The sequence below is a fragment of the uncultured Polaribacter sp. genome (genome assembly GCF_947501385.1).
Lineage (GTDB): Bacteria > Bacteroidota > Bacteroidia > Flavobacteriales > Flavobacteriaceae > Polaribacter.
The window spans coordinates 181,332-196,504 of record NZ_CANMVP010000001.1; the positions used below are offsets into that span (position 1 = coordinate 181,332).

The following is a 15,173-nucleotide window of genomic DNA, read 5'->3' on the forward strand; positions in this document are numbered from 1 at the left end:
TTTAAATTAAAGAAATATGAGCAATTTAATTAAACCTTTAAAAGTAATTTTCTTAAGTGTTGCATTACAGATATTTCTTGCTATTTATTTTATGTCATATTCAAGTATTTCTGCACAAAATATTAATGATGGCTTTAAACCCCTATTTAATGGTAAGAATTTGGAAGGTTGGCAATTAAAAATAAGAAGTGGAGATCGTGTTTTGGCAAAAAAAGTTTTTGTAGTGGACAGAAAAATGATTCACGCTTTTAAACATATTCCAGACAGCACAGAACTTAACACTGGCAACTATCAAACTCATGGAATGATTTTTTCAGAAAAAAAATATAGCAAATATATTTTACGGTTCGAATATAAATGGGGTAAAAAAATTCTGAATAACTTTAAAAAATTTCAGTATGACGCTGGATTATATTATCATATATATAATGATAAGGTCTGGCCGAAAGGAATTGAATACCAAATTAGGTACAACCATATTGCAAACAAAAATTATACTGGTGATATTTTAGCGGCTGGCATAGATATTACTTGGTATACAGGAATAATAAAAAAACACTTTTTAGCTCCAAAAGCAGGTGGTAAACCTGTTCAAAAGAAAGGTATGCTCTCGGCGTTTCCAACAGAAAACTACAACGGACTAAATGATAAATGGAACAAATGCGAAATTATTGTAATGGGCAACAACTATTTGATTCATAAACTAAATGGTAAAATTGTAAATATGGCAACGCACCTCTCTCGAAAAGAAGGTCTTATAGGTTTTCAAGCTGAAACTGCTGAAATTTATTACAAAAATATCTTTATAAAAGAATTCCTTAAAAGCATTCCAATAGAAAAGTTTATTAACTAGTAGAATTTTCTTTTTATTGACTTATCAAAAGAGCTAAGTAAAAGAATTTTTATAGATATCTTAAAAAGACCTATTAGTACTTAACCTTAGGAGCTTTTGATCAAACCAGTCTCACAAACATAGCAACTAACTACAATACAATTAGTTACATATTTAATTGATGCAGGTTTAAAATAAATATTTACTGTTTTATACTATACAATTAAAAATTAAATGCTATATTAGAATTAAAATTTATAGTATCATTTTATGATGAATATTATCCGTGAAATAACACCGTTAAAAGATGAAGATTTATTTGTAGTTCTTTATCAGCCTAATGCAAAGTTTGATTTTCCTACGCACTATCATCCCGAATACGAACTTAATTATGTGGAAGGTGCTAAAGGAAAGCGAGTAGTAGGCGAGTCTCTACTTGAGTATGAAGAGAAAGATCTAGTCCTTGTCGGTCCGAATTTATATCATTCATGGCATAGCGAAAGAGGTTATGCTGATTTGGTGGTTACTATACAGTTTCAAGAAAATTTATTACCAATTAGCTTTCAAAACAAAAAAATTTTTATTTCTATAAAAGAAATGCTAGAAAAGTCGAAATTAGGAATAGAATTTTCTAAAGAAACAATTAATAATATTGGCCCAAAAATTAAGTCGTTGAATAATGAAAATGGATTTCAATCAATTCTTGATTTTTTTTCCATACTTTACGAAATATCAGTTTGCGAAAATCAAAAGGTTTTATGTAGTCATGCATTTATTCCAGACATTGATATTTTTAAGAGTAGAAGGATTCGTTTAGTTTGCGATTATATCAATAAAAACTTTACTGAAAAAATAACAGTAAGTCAAATAGCAAAATTAGTAGGAATGACTAATTCTTCGTTTTGCCATTTTTTTAAAAAAAGAACTGGAAAATCACTTGTGGAATATATAAATGATGTTAGAATCGGGCATACTTCTGTTCAACTTATTGAAAGCACTAAATCTATCTCCGAGATTTGCTATAGTTGCGGATTTAATAATCTATCGAATTTTAACCGCGTTTTTAAGGCACGAAAAGGGAGGAGTCCTAGGGATTATCGATCTTTTAACAATAAACAGATTACAAAATATTAAAAACTCTGTGTTATATTTTTAAATTGGCAGTTTTCTTTTTTTTACAAACTGCTATATTAATAAGATTAAATCTCATAACTATAATTGGGTAAAGTTTTGTTTGGATATATAGTTGTAATCTGCTTTTATATTGGCTATAGGATTTTTAGTTCTTTCATCTTCTATAAAATAGTGTTTTAATCCATTCTTTATACCTGCCTTAAAAATAGCTTTAAAGTCTATAATTCCTTCTCCGACAGTTGTCTCTTGCTTCATACCCACAACGCCATCTTTTACGTGAAACATAACAATTCTTCCAGAGTTTTCGGTAATTAATTTTAAAGGGTCATATCCTGCACGTACAACCCAAAACAGATCTGCCTCAAAAAAAACCAAATCAGCATCTGTTTCTTTTAATAATGTATCCATTGGTATTTTACCATCTAACTTCTTAAATTCGAATGCATGATTATGATAAGTAAACTTAATTCCTGCAGCTTTACATTTTTCGCCAATTTTATTAAAATTTTCTGCAACTTTTTTATAATGATCAATATTTCCACGCATATTACGAGGAATTGCAGGTACAGTTAAATATTCTACTCCTGAGATCAGCGAAGCTTCAATTATTTTATCGGCATTTTTATAAGTAAAATATCCACAGTGTGTAGAAACGAGTTTCATTCCTAAATTACTAACTAGATGTTTTAGATAAGCAGGTTTCATAGTTTTAAAATACATTCCATTGGTACCTAGTCCATAGCTTTCTATTTGTTCGTAACCAATTTGGGCTATCTTTTTCATTGTACCTTCAAAATCAATTTTAAGTTGTTCTCTGACAGAATATATTTGAAGACCAATAGGCATTTTTTTTGATATACTTGCAAAGGTTGGCATAATGATAGTTCCTGCTACAAGCCACGAACTTTTCTTAATAAAATTTCGTCTATTAGATTTCATAATTAGGTATAAATTTTATATTATTTTCTTTCAAACATTAACAGCCTTATATCCATAACAGAATTCCCAGGTATTTCTAGTGCTTTAAGAGTAAGTTTAGAAATACCTTTTTCTAAATAGATTTCTCCAATATTTAAAGGCTTAAAGTCCTTTACATATGAATTTTCTCTCTTTACTCTATCTTTTTCCATTCCTTCCAATGGAGGATCGTGTGGTTCTAGAATCTGAGCTTTTAGCACGTTGTTTCCTTGAGTTAATTTAAAAGATGCACCTTCATCTCCCTCGGGACAAGTATAATAAAGGGTTACTTTAAAATTTCCAGATTCAACAACTTCAATATTCCAAATAATTTCATCCTCGACACTAATCCAATTTGTAAAAAAAGAACAGTTTGGAAATTTATTCGACCTTTTTATATTACCATACGCAACACCATCACGTGCAGGAATATGGGTATATTTAAAATCTGGATGTCCTAAAGGAAACGTACGAGAATCATTTATTGGTAACTCCGCTTCAGCAATTTCTCTAAAGTGGATTGCTGCCTGCGATAGTTTTTCTTTTACCTCAAGAAATTTATTACTAACATTATTTTTCTGCTCTCGGTCATTTTCAATATCAAATAGTTGTCCATTATTAGAAAGCCTAAATTTTTGATTTCTTACGCTTAATCTGCCTTTCCAATAATTAAATATACTACGGCTACGGGCTTTATTATTTTTTTTGTTGAATATCGTATTTTTCAAACTTATCCCATCTAAGGGTTTATCAACTTTTAAATCAATACTGGCTAAATCTGCGAGAGTCGGTAACAAATCGATAGCTCCAGCAATAGTTTCTATTTGCAAACCTTTATCTATTTTACCTTTCCATTTTATAAATAAAGGTGAGCGCACGCCCCCTTCGTCTGTAGAGCTTTTAATACCTTTCATTCCATCATTCCACCTCCAATTATTTGGACCGTTATCACTCAAATAAACTATAATTGTGTTATCATCAATTCCTAATTCCTTAATTTTAGACTGAATTCGACCAACATTCCAATCTATATTTTCACACATTGCCAATGCGGCTTTGGTAAATGGAATATTTTCTTTAGCGAGATTAGTTCCTTTCTGTGTTATGTCTTTATGTTTATATTTCTTATACCATTTATCAGGAACCTGCATTGGTGAATGTGGTGTATTGTAGGGTAGATATAATAAAAATGGTTTATTTTTATTTTTCTCAATGAAATTTATTCCATATTTAGTCAAGTCATCAATTATAAATCCGTTACCTCTTATAATTTTACCATTATGCTCTAAAACTGGGTTAAAATAGTTCCCCCAATGCCCAGAGCAAAACCCATAAAAATCATCGAAACCTCTCCCGTTGGGATGATATGGGTATTGCATTCCATTATGCCATTTACCATAAGCTGCAGTGGTATAACCAGCCTCCTTAAATACATCAGCAATAGTCTTTTCATCTAGATTTATGCGCTCTCCGCCTTCTGTAGTGCTGTATACTCCTGTTCTTATATGATACCTGCCAGTTAAAAATTCTGCTCTTGTAGGAGAACAGACTGGTGAAACATAAAAATTTTTAAAACGTACACCCTCTAAAGCTAACTTATCTATATTAGGAGTTTGTATATCTAAGTTCCCATTTATACTTAAATCTCCCCAACCTTGATCATCAGTCATAATAATAACGATATTTGGGGGGTTACTTTTTGAGAGTTTCTTTTTTAAATAGCACCCAGATATACATATAGTTACTAACAATACAAACAAAATTCTATACATAACTATTAGATTACTAAAAAATAGATTTTAATTTACTTTGTACCTAATTATTTTGGTTACACGATACTACTTTTATATTTTTAGCACTATTTACTGTTTTCTAAGTTGGGATAAATACTCTTTTCCATAGCTATAAAAATCAATTTAGAAAAAGCTAAAATACTTATTTTTTACAATAATAATTATTAGTATACATATTTGGAAGATCGCTATGAAAAAGCGTCATCTCATCATTATAAAAACGCATAAAGTCTTTATGTTGAGGGTAGCTAGGTAAGGGTACCCAATATCTATTTTTTTTAAGATTTCGCCATGTTAACCAGTAAGATATTTCTTTTGCAATAGAATCATTTTTTAAAGGATTAAGAATGCATGTCGTAATCCAATTGTTAATTTTTGAATTTTGAAGTCCTTGTCCAACGCCCGCCTCAGAAATAGCTGCTATTTTTCCATTTTTTTTCGCAAAATTTACTACTGCCTTGCTATTTTCTAAAATTGACTTGCTTACATCTTCCCCACCCCAATACAGATCAAAACTTATTATATCTACCCATTCATTCCCTGGGTATTTACCATCGTTTAAGCCTCCTTTTTTTATAGGATTGGTTGGATTATATACATAAAGTAGATTATGTACATTACACTCATCTCGTAAATAGCGAATGGTAAATTCCCAAACTTCTCGAAAGGTTTTATTCGAGATACTGCTGTCTGACCACCAAAAATGTCCATTGGTGTGTTCATGAAACGGACGGAATAGTATTGGCACTTTTATTCCTTTAACTTCCAAAGAATTGAAATAGGTGGCAATTTCATCTAATTTTGCTTTCCATTTATTATGATAAGGCTTACCCTCTAGAATATTTTGCATAGCATCCCCTCGCTTATCACCATAATAACCATCTGTAACAGGGTTCTGAATATGCCAACTGTATGTAATAATACCGCCTTGCCTAAAGATTTTCTTAACCTGTTCTTTTTGATAAGACATCCCATCAACCAAATCAAAACCGTATAGCGCAGGAAAATCTCCTACTGATATGTTTACATCCGAGCTCCAATTAATTGTATCCTTGTTTCTCCACCCAATACCCATTCCTACTGTATTATGATGTCCAAAAATTAGTTTGTTCTTTGCCAAACTTTTTAAATTATGGTACAAGTTTTTTGTTTCAGCAGTAGCATTCTTATCAATTTGAGCTAAAATACTATTTATAGAAAAAAATAAAAAAACAGCTAGAACCTTAAAGTTACCAAATATTTTTTTATGTTTAAAAAACGTATGCGCTATCATCTTAAATTTTTAATAAATCTATATTTTACTTAATTTTTTAATATGTTATTAGAAATACTTGAACTTTAATTGCTTATTATTTATCCATTTAAACTTTAAAATGACTGTTATTACAATACAAAATAGATGATTGACATAACGCTAAAGAGGATTAAAACACCTAACATAATAGCCAAAATCGAGTATTTTAATCCTTTCTTACTTGTCATACTCTCAAAAGTAAATTGAAATATCAAAAAAAAGTACAACAATTTTCCAAGGTGTTACAATAAATCACTCATCCATAAGAAATAATACTAGTTAAAATGTTAATACTAAATGTATTGTGGGTAATTCTTCTTAAAATTAGACTTTAATTGTCTATATACAATTCATAAAAACAGTTTCAGGCATCTTTTATTTAAATATTACTGGAAAAAATACCTGAATCTACATTTTCGTTCTTTCTAAAATCAGATGGCGTTAAATTAAATTCATTTTTAAAACATTTTGAAAAATACCACATAGTACTAAACCCTACTGAGTAACAAACCTCAGATACATTAAGATTAGTATTTTTGAGTAAGAGAGCTGCGTGTTTTAAACGAATGCTTCGAATAAATTCACCAACTGATTTTCCTGTTAATGCCTTTAATTTATCATGAAGCTTTGTTCTTCCCATACCCATATTTACACAAAACATCTCAACATTTAATTTTGAATTATCTATATTATCTTCTACAAAATTAATAGCCTTGGCAAGAAATTCTTCATCAATACTATTGGTTACCAAAGTTCGTGGATCAGGTTCGAATGAGTTAGAATAAAGTTTGCGCAATTTATTTCTGACTTCTAGTAGTTTTCGTATTCTTACTTCGAGTATGGATAAATTAAAAGGCTTAGAAATATATGCGTCTGCACCCGTTTCGAGTCCTTCGATTAAGCTATTTTCATTTGATTTTGCAGTTAATAGAATTATAGGGATATGACTTGTTTTTAATTTTGTTTTTAAATATCTGCAAAGTTCAAAACCACTCATTTCTGGCATCATAACATCAGAAATTATTAAATCGAGGTTTGTCTCGTAAGCTATTTCTATAGCTTGCTTTCCATTTTCTGCTTCATAAATTATATATTTATCAATAAATTCATTCTTTAAGAATAACCTTATTTCAAGACTATCATCAACAATGAGTAATGATGGTTTTTCTAGTCTTTCTTTAGCAGAAATAGGTTTATCAATCATCTCAACTTTATTTTTATTGTAAAGTCTTATATGGTTTGTTTTTATAATAGATTTAAAGTCCGCATTTAATTTAACAGCCTGATGTGCATTATCGATTGGCAAAGAAATTAAAAAACAAGTTTTATGATTAGGCTTACTTGTTACTGAAATTTTTCCTCCGTGCATATTTACTAAACTTTTGGCAAAATCAAGTCCAATTCCTGAACCTTGTTGATAAAATAATCTCGAATGGAGATTAGTAACTTGATGAAAACGTTCGAATACTTTTTCTAATTCTTCTGGTGGTATTCCTTTACCATTATCACATACTTTAATTAACAAACCCTGTGTTCTATCGGTTTCAACTGTTAGCACTATTTCTCCAGTATTACCAATAGATTTAAATGAGTTGGATAAAAGATTATAAATAACTTTTTCAATATGTTGAGGATCTAAATAAGCTATTATTTCTTCTTGTGGTACTACAAGCTTAAATTGAATATTCCGTTCTTCTGCAATATCTATAAAGTAAGAATAAATATTTTTAATAAAATTTACCATATCCAACTTTTGTTTTTTCAAGACTAATTTTCCAGATTCTAATTTTCTAAAATCCATTAATTCATTAATCAATTTTAAAAGTCTAGAAGCATTATTATGAATATCGGTATACAAATTACTACGTTTTGATTCTGAAAGTGCTGTTGAGGATTTAAGAAGTTTCTCAACAGGTGCTAAAATTAATGTTAACGGTGTCCTAAACTCATGAGAAATATTAGTAAAGAAATTTAGTTTCATCTTGTTCAATTCTTCTATTCGTTGGCGTTCTACACGTTCCATTTTTACTCTATTTTTTTCTTCTTCTCGCTTTACAACTAAAATTAAGAATAAGAAAATCAGACCAGCCACAATAGTGAAATATATAAAGTAGGCCAGAAGCGTTCTGTAATAAGGCGGGGCTATTGTTATCTGCAATTCTTTTACTTTTTCGCTCCAAATACCATCACTATTTGATGCTTTTACCCGAAATACATAATCTCCTTCTTTTAAATTTGAATAGTTTACATATCTAAATTTTGATCCTGTATAATTCCAGTGTCCTTCTTCATCATATCCATCTAAACGATAAGCATATTTATTCTTTCCTTGTTTAATGAAATTTAAAGCGGAAAATTGTATTTGAAAATTATTTTCGGAATATGGGAGTGTAATGCTATCTATATTCGGTATGGTTTCCTGAATGTTCGCATTTTTAGATTTCTCTACATCTATATTAAATATTTTAAAATCGGTAATTATAACTGGAGGAATAACTTTATCTAACTTTATCTTATCAGGTTCAAAATAAACAACCCCATTAGAGCCATAAAATACCAGTCCATTATTCTTTTTTAGCTTCAATGCCGATGTATAACCTGTATGCAAACCATCTTCTTTAGTAAAGACGTTCGTTTCTCTGGATTTGTGATTATACCGAATTATACCTCTTGGTGTGGCTAGCCATAATAATCCATTACTGTCATATATAGAACTATTTACCTGTTGGTTAGCTATATTACTGTCTAAATTAATTCTTTCGAATTTTTGCGATTCATAATTATATTTATTCAAGCCACTATTGGTTGAAACCCATAAAGAATTATCATTACCAAAAAAAATATCTTTTATATGATCGTCATTAAGACTTGACTTATCATTTAATACTGTTTTAAATCTTTTTATATGAACCCCATTGTTCCTTGTCTCAACAAGATTTACTCCCTCTCCATTTGTTCCTATCCAAATCTGGCCTAGATGATCTTCTTCTATAGCTACAATAATATTTTCACTAAGACTAGTAGTATCATTTGGAATATTACCAAAGTGTGTAAACTTTTCTGTATTTGGGTCGTACCTATCTAGACCACCATCATTTATACCGCCCCAAGAACCAATCCAAATAATACCTTTACGATCCTCAAAAATCTTATACACGTAATTATTTGATATAGAATTTGAATTATGTTCATTTTTTGAAAACTGTTTTACTAATTTCCCGTCCTTATTATAAATCTGTATTCCTAAATTATCAGATGCTAACCAATAATTACCATTAGAATCTTGAATAATATCTTTTATGTTTTTTGCATCTGTCCAATTCAAATTTTCAAATTCCCCTTGAAAATTAATTTTATGTGGTACTTGGTTAAGGTTATATTTTAATAATCCACTATTTCTTGTCGCTACAATTAGATTGCCATTATCGTCTTCAATTATAGATCTTATATCACTAACCTCACTAGGAAAACCTTTTGAATCTTTAAGTTTAACAAAGGGTTTTGTCGTTGGATTGTATTTGCAAATACCGTTATTCTCGGTCAATAACCAAATAACTCCAGAACGATCCTCAAAAACTTTTTTAACAAAATTGCTGGAAATTGAATTATTATTATCCAAATTATTCTTTATTCGATAAAACTTATCTTCTCCAGATTGATATTTTGGAAGGTAAACAATACCGTCTCCTAATGTACAAACCCATAAATTACCTTTAGAATCCACTAAACTGGAAATGATTGTTTTCGTGGAACTTAAATGCTCTAGATTTCTTATATTATATTTTTTTACATTTACATCTTCTGAATCTGAATTTTGTGAAGTAAAGCTAAATTCAAGAAGTCCTCCTGTATAAGTACTTATAAGAAGAGAATTGTTTCTTCCAGCAGAAATATCCATTAAAGTTTTATTCTGAATACCTTCTAACAAACTAAAATAATATTTTTTTATTTCTTTGGTTCTAGCATTTTTCTGAATTAAAATTAATTTAAAATCAGTAGCAACCCAAATGTTATTAAAATTGTCTTGATATATTGATCTAACAGCAAAATTTTCATCTTCAAACAAATTAAAAGGAATATGTTTAAACTTAATTATTTCCTCAGATTTATTATTGCTGTCAATTTTATCTAAACCCACATTGGTACCAATCCAAATATCTCCTTCTTTGTCTTCAAAAATATCTTTTATGTTATTGTTAGAAATTGAAACTGAATTCTTTGGATTGGACTTAAATACATTAAAATTTGCTGTTTTTTTATCAAACCGTGCTAAACCCTTATCCGTACCAATCCATAAATTACCATTAGAATCTTCTAACAGTGCTTGTACACGATTACTTGGTATCGATCTTGGGTTGCTGGGATTAAACTTAAAAACCTTAAAAGAATACCCATCATATCTATTAAGTCCATTATCAGTTCCAAACCAAAGAAAACCATTTTTATCTTGAATAACTGAAAATAATTTATCACTAGAGAGTCCATCATTAATAGTAAGCCTTTTAAATTTAACTGGATATTTGTTAGAAGCAAATGATAAAATTGAATTGAATGCAATTAATAAAACGGCTACAATCTTAAGGTATTGCTTTATTCTGCAGTATATTAAGGTGTATAAATAAAACATAACTAGTTTAGTTGGCATTCATGTAATTTTTTTAAATCTTAATAATTATTCCTTTGGAAATTAGAGACTATATTAAATACCTGATATAGTATAAGTTTTATGTTTTAAATAGAACAAAAAGAATACCAATTTAAATTGGTTTGTTAATAGTATTTTTTCTTCTTAATTATAAAAAACATACAAATACAACCACGCTAAATAAGATCAATAGCATAGACCAAAATCTATAATTTTTCCAGATCGATTCTTTACGAAGCTCCAAAGTTTCTTTATAAAAGAGTTCTCTAGTCCATATAAGATGTTCTATTTTAGTATAGTTTGGCTTCTCAGTAAGTAAACTTGCTACAACCATTACAATAATACTCCATAGAAAATAAAATGGAACTGTCATTAAAAAATGCATATTACCAAAAATGGAAACACCTGTTAATAATTTAATTAAAAGGTTCACAACTCCAAATAAAGCACCTCCTATTAACCCTATAAAGGCACCTTTAGCATTGGCTCTTTTCCAAAAAACACCTAAAATAAACACAGCAACAATTGGTGGTGCCATAATGGATAGCATTTCTTGATAGTACTTTAATAACGAATCAAAGCTTTCTCCAATTTTAGGAGACCACCACACAGCAATTATAAGGACAATAACTGAAACAATACGACCTACCCAAACTTGGTTTTGAGAAGAAGTTTCAGGCTTCATTTTTAAATAGAAATCCATAGTAAATAATGTAGCAACTGAGTTTAGCAATCCACTAAGTGTAGATGTCAAGGCTGCTATTATTGCGGCAAGTAAAAATCCTACTAATGCATTTGGAAGTAATTCTATTACCATATTTGGATACACCATATCTGGACGACCTAAATTTGGAAATACTTTTTGGGACATAACGCCAGGTATAATGATGATAAACAATATCAAAACCGTTAGAAAGCCAACTAACAAAACGCCTTTTCTTGCTTCATCAATCGATTTTCCTGTTAATGCACGTTGTACCAATTGCTGATTATTACCCCAAAAGAAAAAGCCTAGAATTGGTATTCCTAGAAAAATAGCAGGCCAAGGAACCGATACATCATTGGTAGGCCTCCACAATTTCATCATAAAATCTTCACTCGATAAAAGTTCTTTCACATATGTTGCACCCCCAGATACAGAAATATAATAGGTAACAACAAACGAACCTACAAGTAGAATTACACCTTGCATTAAATCTACTTTAATAGCAGCCGATAGACCTCCTGGTATTGTATAGACTGCAACAACTACCGCAAATATAGAAGCTAAAACCAATAGAGATGCATCTGGAAAAACCAGTTTCATTACAAGTGCCGCTGCATATAGTGCTCCAGCAGCATCTAGAAATATATTTACTATAATGGTAATAGCAGAAAAATAATAACGAGAATGCACACTAAAACGCTTTTCTAAAAACTCTGGAATGGTATAAATTTTTGCTTTTATATAGAATGGAAGAAAAAACCATGCAAAAAAAACCATAACAATTACCGAGACAATATCATAATTAAAAACAGCTATACCTGTGCTATACGCATCGCCTGCTTTACCAATAAGGGTAGAACTGGATATACTTGCCGCAAACATTGAGAAACCAATAACAAACCAACCACTTCCTCTATCTGCAAGGAAATAAGACTGAGCATCCTTACTCTTTCTACCATAGTAGATACCTAAAAAAACTATAAATAAAAAATAGATGATGATTATAACCACATCTACAGTTTCAATGTTTATTTGTGAAAACATAAGCTATTCTCTTTGAATATTTCTTTTTATTTTTTGATCGGTCATTTTCCTCATAGAATCTAAACTCAAATTATCCTTGTAATAAACCTGCTTCTCCCTCAGCGTTTTCTTTAGCGATTTAAGTATTTTAGAATAATCAGCATCATCAATTAGATTATTCAATTCATTGGGATCATTTTGCAAATCGTACAATTCCCATTCATCTATAGTATGATAGAAATGAATTAATTTATATCTATCGGTTCTAATACCATAATGTGGCTGTACGTGATGCCAGATTGGCCATTCGTAGTAATGTGAATAAATAGCATCGTGCCCTTTTGCATCATCTTCTTTAAAAATAGTAGGCTTCATACTTATTCCCTGCATATCCTCGGGAACATCAATACCAGCCAAATCTAGCAATGTGGGAGCAAAATCAACATTCATATAAAGGTTGTCGTTTTTACTTTTAGGTTTAATTTTTTCGGGATATGAGATAATAAAAGGCATCCGAGACGAATGTTCATACATAAATCGCTTGTCAAACCATCCGTGATCACCTAAAAAGAATCCTTGATCGGATGTATATATTATAATTGTATTATCATATAGCCCCTGCTCTTTAAGTTTTTCAACCATCTTTCCTATAGCTTTATCAACTCCGGCAACACATCTTAGGTAGTCTTTAATATAAACTTGATACTTCCATTTTTTTAATGCTTGACCAGTTAATGTATCAGATGGTGAGACATATTCTCCTGAGGTACCACGGGCAAACCACTTTTTTTGTTCATTTGGTGTTAAGTGAGTCGGAGGTTTCATTTTTAGATCTCTTCTACTAAGGTGGTTCTCAATAGTCATCCATGTATCGGCCGCAGCCTTTCTGCCTTTATAGGTATCATTAAAAGTTGGAGGTTCTGGAATAGTAATATCATTATATAAATTTTCAAATTCTGGTGCTGGATCCCACGGGCGATGAGGTGCCTTAAACTGGTAACATAGCATAAAAGGTTTTGCCTTATCTCTTTTTTGAGTCAACCAGTCGATGGCATCTTCTGCAATTTGAGAGGTTACATGTTGTTGAGCTTTCTTTTTTTTAGATCCATTGATTAAAAACTCTGCATCATAATAAGTTCCTTGTTGGCCATGGTTGACTAAGAATTGTGAATAATCGAAACCTGTTGGTACAGTACCAAGATGCCATTTGCCTATAAGTGCCGTTTGATACCCAGCCTGTTGAAACAATTTAGGAAACGTTTGCTGACTTCCGTCGAAATCACCTCCATCTACGTTCTTATAAAATCCATTCAAATGACTATACTTACCTGTTAAAATAGCGGCACGACTTGGACCGCAAATTGCATTGGTACAAATAACATTATTAAAGAGCATTCCTGTATTGGCTAATTTATCAATATTAGGCGTTTTAGCATAGTCAGCAAAAAAGCCATTATAACAACCAATCGCCTCCGAAGCATGATCGTCACTCATAATAAATACTATATTAGGTCTTTCTGTAATTTTTTTTTCAATTTGTCCTTTACAGTCAAAGAGAATAAGAATCAGGATAACAAATGGAAATACATTACGCATAATAAATTTTTAATATTTATATTTTGGAAGAAGGCTTATAAAAAATGTAATTTACAAACTTCTGAGTTTTTAATGCTGAATGGCTGGTCATAGACTTTAATTATTATTTAGTACATAATCAACCAGTTCTTCTACATTACAGGTGGCCAAACCAACATTTTTATCTGCCGCTCCGTAGTAAACATAAAGTGTATCTCCAACAATTACATTTCCTGTCGGGAAAACACATCCTTTATAATAGCCCTCAATTTCGTAATCAAATTCTGGCTCCATAATATAATTTTTTGTTCTACCAATTACTTTAGTAGGGTCTTCCAAATCCAACATAACCGCACCCACACGATAATATCCCCGACCTCCGTTCTCTACTCCATGATAGATAACCAACCAACCTTTATCTGTTTTTAAAGGAGGAGTGCTTCCTCCCGTTTTTTCTTCCCATCCCCCTTTAATTCCTCCAATAATCATAGTGCTTGGCTCGTTCCACGTTAATAAATCATCACTAAATCTAATCCAAACTGCTGGTTTATCGACACCGTAGGTTTCGCCAACCCATTCTTTAGGACGATGCAACATAGCAAACTTTCCATTGATTTTTTCTGGAAAAAGGATAACATCTCGGTCATCTAAACTAGAATCTGTAATACGCCCCAACTTTATCCAATTTTTAAAATCTTTAGTAATGGCTAGTGCTGAATTAGCTATGTTTCTCTGTATGAAATGAGGTGCATGCGATCCAAAATCTTTAGTTAAAACAACATCATGTTCAAACTTCCAGTATTGTCCAGGAGGAAACGGTCTAAAAACATACGTAACATAATAATAATCATCGAACTTTACAATTCTTGCATCTTCTACACAACCCATATCTGGACCTTGTTCACTAGGCCCTAGAACGGGCTGATTACTATCTCTTATAAAGTTGACCCCATCTTTACTAGTAGCTAATCCAAATCGAATTACATGTCCTTCATCATCTCCTGCAGCACGATAAAGCATATAGAATTTTCCATCTTCATACCATACTCCAGGATTACAGACTACCAGATTTTCCCAATTGTTTGCTTTATTCGGTTTTAATATTGGATTTAATTTACTTTTGATTAACATCATTTTTTTACAATATTTAATTCTTTTTTAACTTTTTCAATCAACAATCTTTATTGTGATTATAGTTATACGTTTTTTTGAAA

At 30.8% G+C, this 15,173-nt stretch carries 9 protein-coding genes; 2 read left to right on the forward strand and 7 right to left on the reverse strand.

The genetic code is table 11. The features are described from left to right. Positions 1 to 16: 16 nt before the first annotated feature. Both Q0998_RS00705 and Q0998_RS00710 read left to right on the forward strand, forming a co-directional pair. Positions 17 to 853: a DUF1080 domain-containing protein gene (locus Q0998_RS00705; RefSeq protein ID WP_299664807.1), complete on the forward strand. Its 837-nt coding sequence runs from the start codon at positions 17 to 19 to the stop codon at positions 851 to 853. 249 nt (positions 854 to 1,102) lie between these two features. After that, complete coding sequence (locus Q0998_RS00710; RefSeq protein ID WP_299664810.1) at positions 1,103 to 1,966, forward strand: AraC family transcriptional regulator; 864 nt, start codon at positions 1,103 to 1,105, stop codon at positions 1,964 to 1,966. Positions 1,967 to 2,044: 78 nt separating this feature from the next. On the opposite strand, the gene Q0998_RS00715 is transcribed toward Q0998_RS00710, so the two are convergent. The 7 genes from Q0998_RS00715 to Q0998_RS00745 form a co-directional block, all read right to left on the reverse strand. Then, the gene (locus tag Q0998_RS00715; RefSeq protein WP_299664813.1) at positions 2,045 to 2,905 is read right to left on the reverse strand and encodes a sugar phosphate isomerase/epimerase; all 861 of its coding nucleotides are present in this window, start codon (positions 2,903 to 2,905) and stop codon (positions 2,045 to 2,047) included. Between the two features lie 20 nt (positions 2,906 to 2,925). After that, the gene (locus Q0998_RS00720; protein WP_299664815.1) at positions 2,926 to 4,695 is read right to left on the reverse strand and encodes an arylsulfatase; all 1,770 of its coding nucleotides are present in this window, start codon (positions 4,693 to 4,695) and stop codon (positions 2,926 to 2,928) included. 163 nt (positions 4,696 to 4,858) lie between these two features. Continuing rightward, positions 4,859 to 5,989, reverse strand: coding sequence for a glycosyl hydrolase (locus Q0998_RS00725; protein WP_299664818.1), 1,131 nt, complete (start codon positions 5,987 to 5,989; stop codon positions 4,859 to 4,861). Between the two features lie 400 nt (positions 5,990 to 6,389). Further along, positions 6,390 to 10,655 carry a two-component regulator propeller domain-containing protein gene (locus tag Q0998_RS00730; protein WP_299664820.1) on the reverse strand — a complete coding sequence of 1,422 codons (4,266 nt, stop codon included), beginning with the start codon at positions 10,653 to 10,655 and terminating at the stop codon, positions 6,390 to 6,392. 148 nt (positions 10,656 to 10,803) lie between these two features. Beyond that, positions 10,804 to 12,405, reverse strand: coding sequence for a sodium/solute symporter (locus Q0998_RS00735; protein ID WP_299664823.1), 1,602 nt, complete (start codon positions 12,403 to 12,405; stop codon positions 10,804 to 10,806). A gap of 3 nt (positions 12,406 to 12,408) precedes the next feature. After that, a complete protein-coding gene (locus Q0998_RS00740; RefSeq protein ID WP_299664826.1) occupies positions 12,409 to 13,980 on the reverse strand; it encodes a sulfatase in 1,572 nt (523 codons plus the stop codon). A 96-nt stretch (positions 13,981 to 14,076) separates the two neighbouring features. Then, on the reverse strand, positions 14,077 to 15,093 hold the full coding sequence (locus Q0998_RS00745) for a glycosidase (RefSeq protein ID WP_299664829.1): 1,017 nt from the start codon (positions 15,091 to 15,093) through the stop codon (positions 14,077 to 14,079). Positions 15,094 to 15,173 lie beyond the last annotated feature (80 nt).

Bases quoted from the DNA above. Each gene is read 5' to 3' on its own strand.
- Q0998_RS00705 (WP_299664807.1), top strand. From the start codon at position 17: ATGAGCAATTTAATTAAACCTTTAAAAGTAATTTTCTTAAGTGTTGCA.
- Q0998_RS00710 (WP_299664810.1), top strand. From the start codon at position 1,103: ATGATGAATATTATCCGTGAAATAACACCGTTAAAAGATGAAGATTTA.
- Q0998_RS00715 (WP_299664813.1), bottom strand. From the start codon at position 2,905: ATGAAATCTAATAGACGAAATTTTATTAAGAAAAGTTCGTGGCTTGTA.
- Q0998_RS00720 (WP_299664815.1), bottom strand. From the start codon at position 4,695: ATGTATAGAATTTTGTTTGTATTGTTAGTAACTATATGTATATCTGGG.
- Q0998_RS00725 (WP_299664818.1), bottom strand. From the start codon at position 5,989: ATGATAGCGCATACGTTTTTTAAACATAAAAAAATATTTGGTAACTTT.
- Q0998_RS00730 (WP_299664820.1), bottom strand. From the start codon at position 10,655: ATGCCAACTAAACTAGTTATGTTTTATTTATACACCTTAATATACTGC.
- Q0998_RS00735 (WP_299664823.1), bottom strand. From the start codon at position 12,405: ATGTTTTCACAAATAAACATTGAAACTGTAGATGTGGTTATAATCATC.
- Q0998_RS00740 (WP_299664826.1), bottom strand. From the start codon at position 13,980: ATGCGTAATGTATTTCCATTTGTTATCCTGATTCTTATTCTCTTTGAC.
- Q0998_RS00745 (WP_299664829.1), bottom strand. From the start codon at position 15,093: ATGATGTTAATCAAAAGTAAATTAAATCCAATATTAAAACCGAATAAA.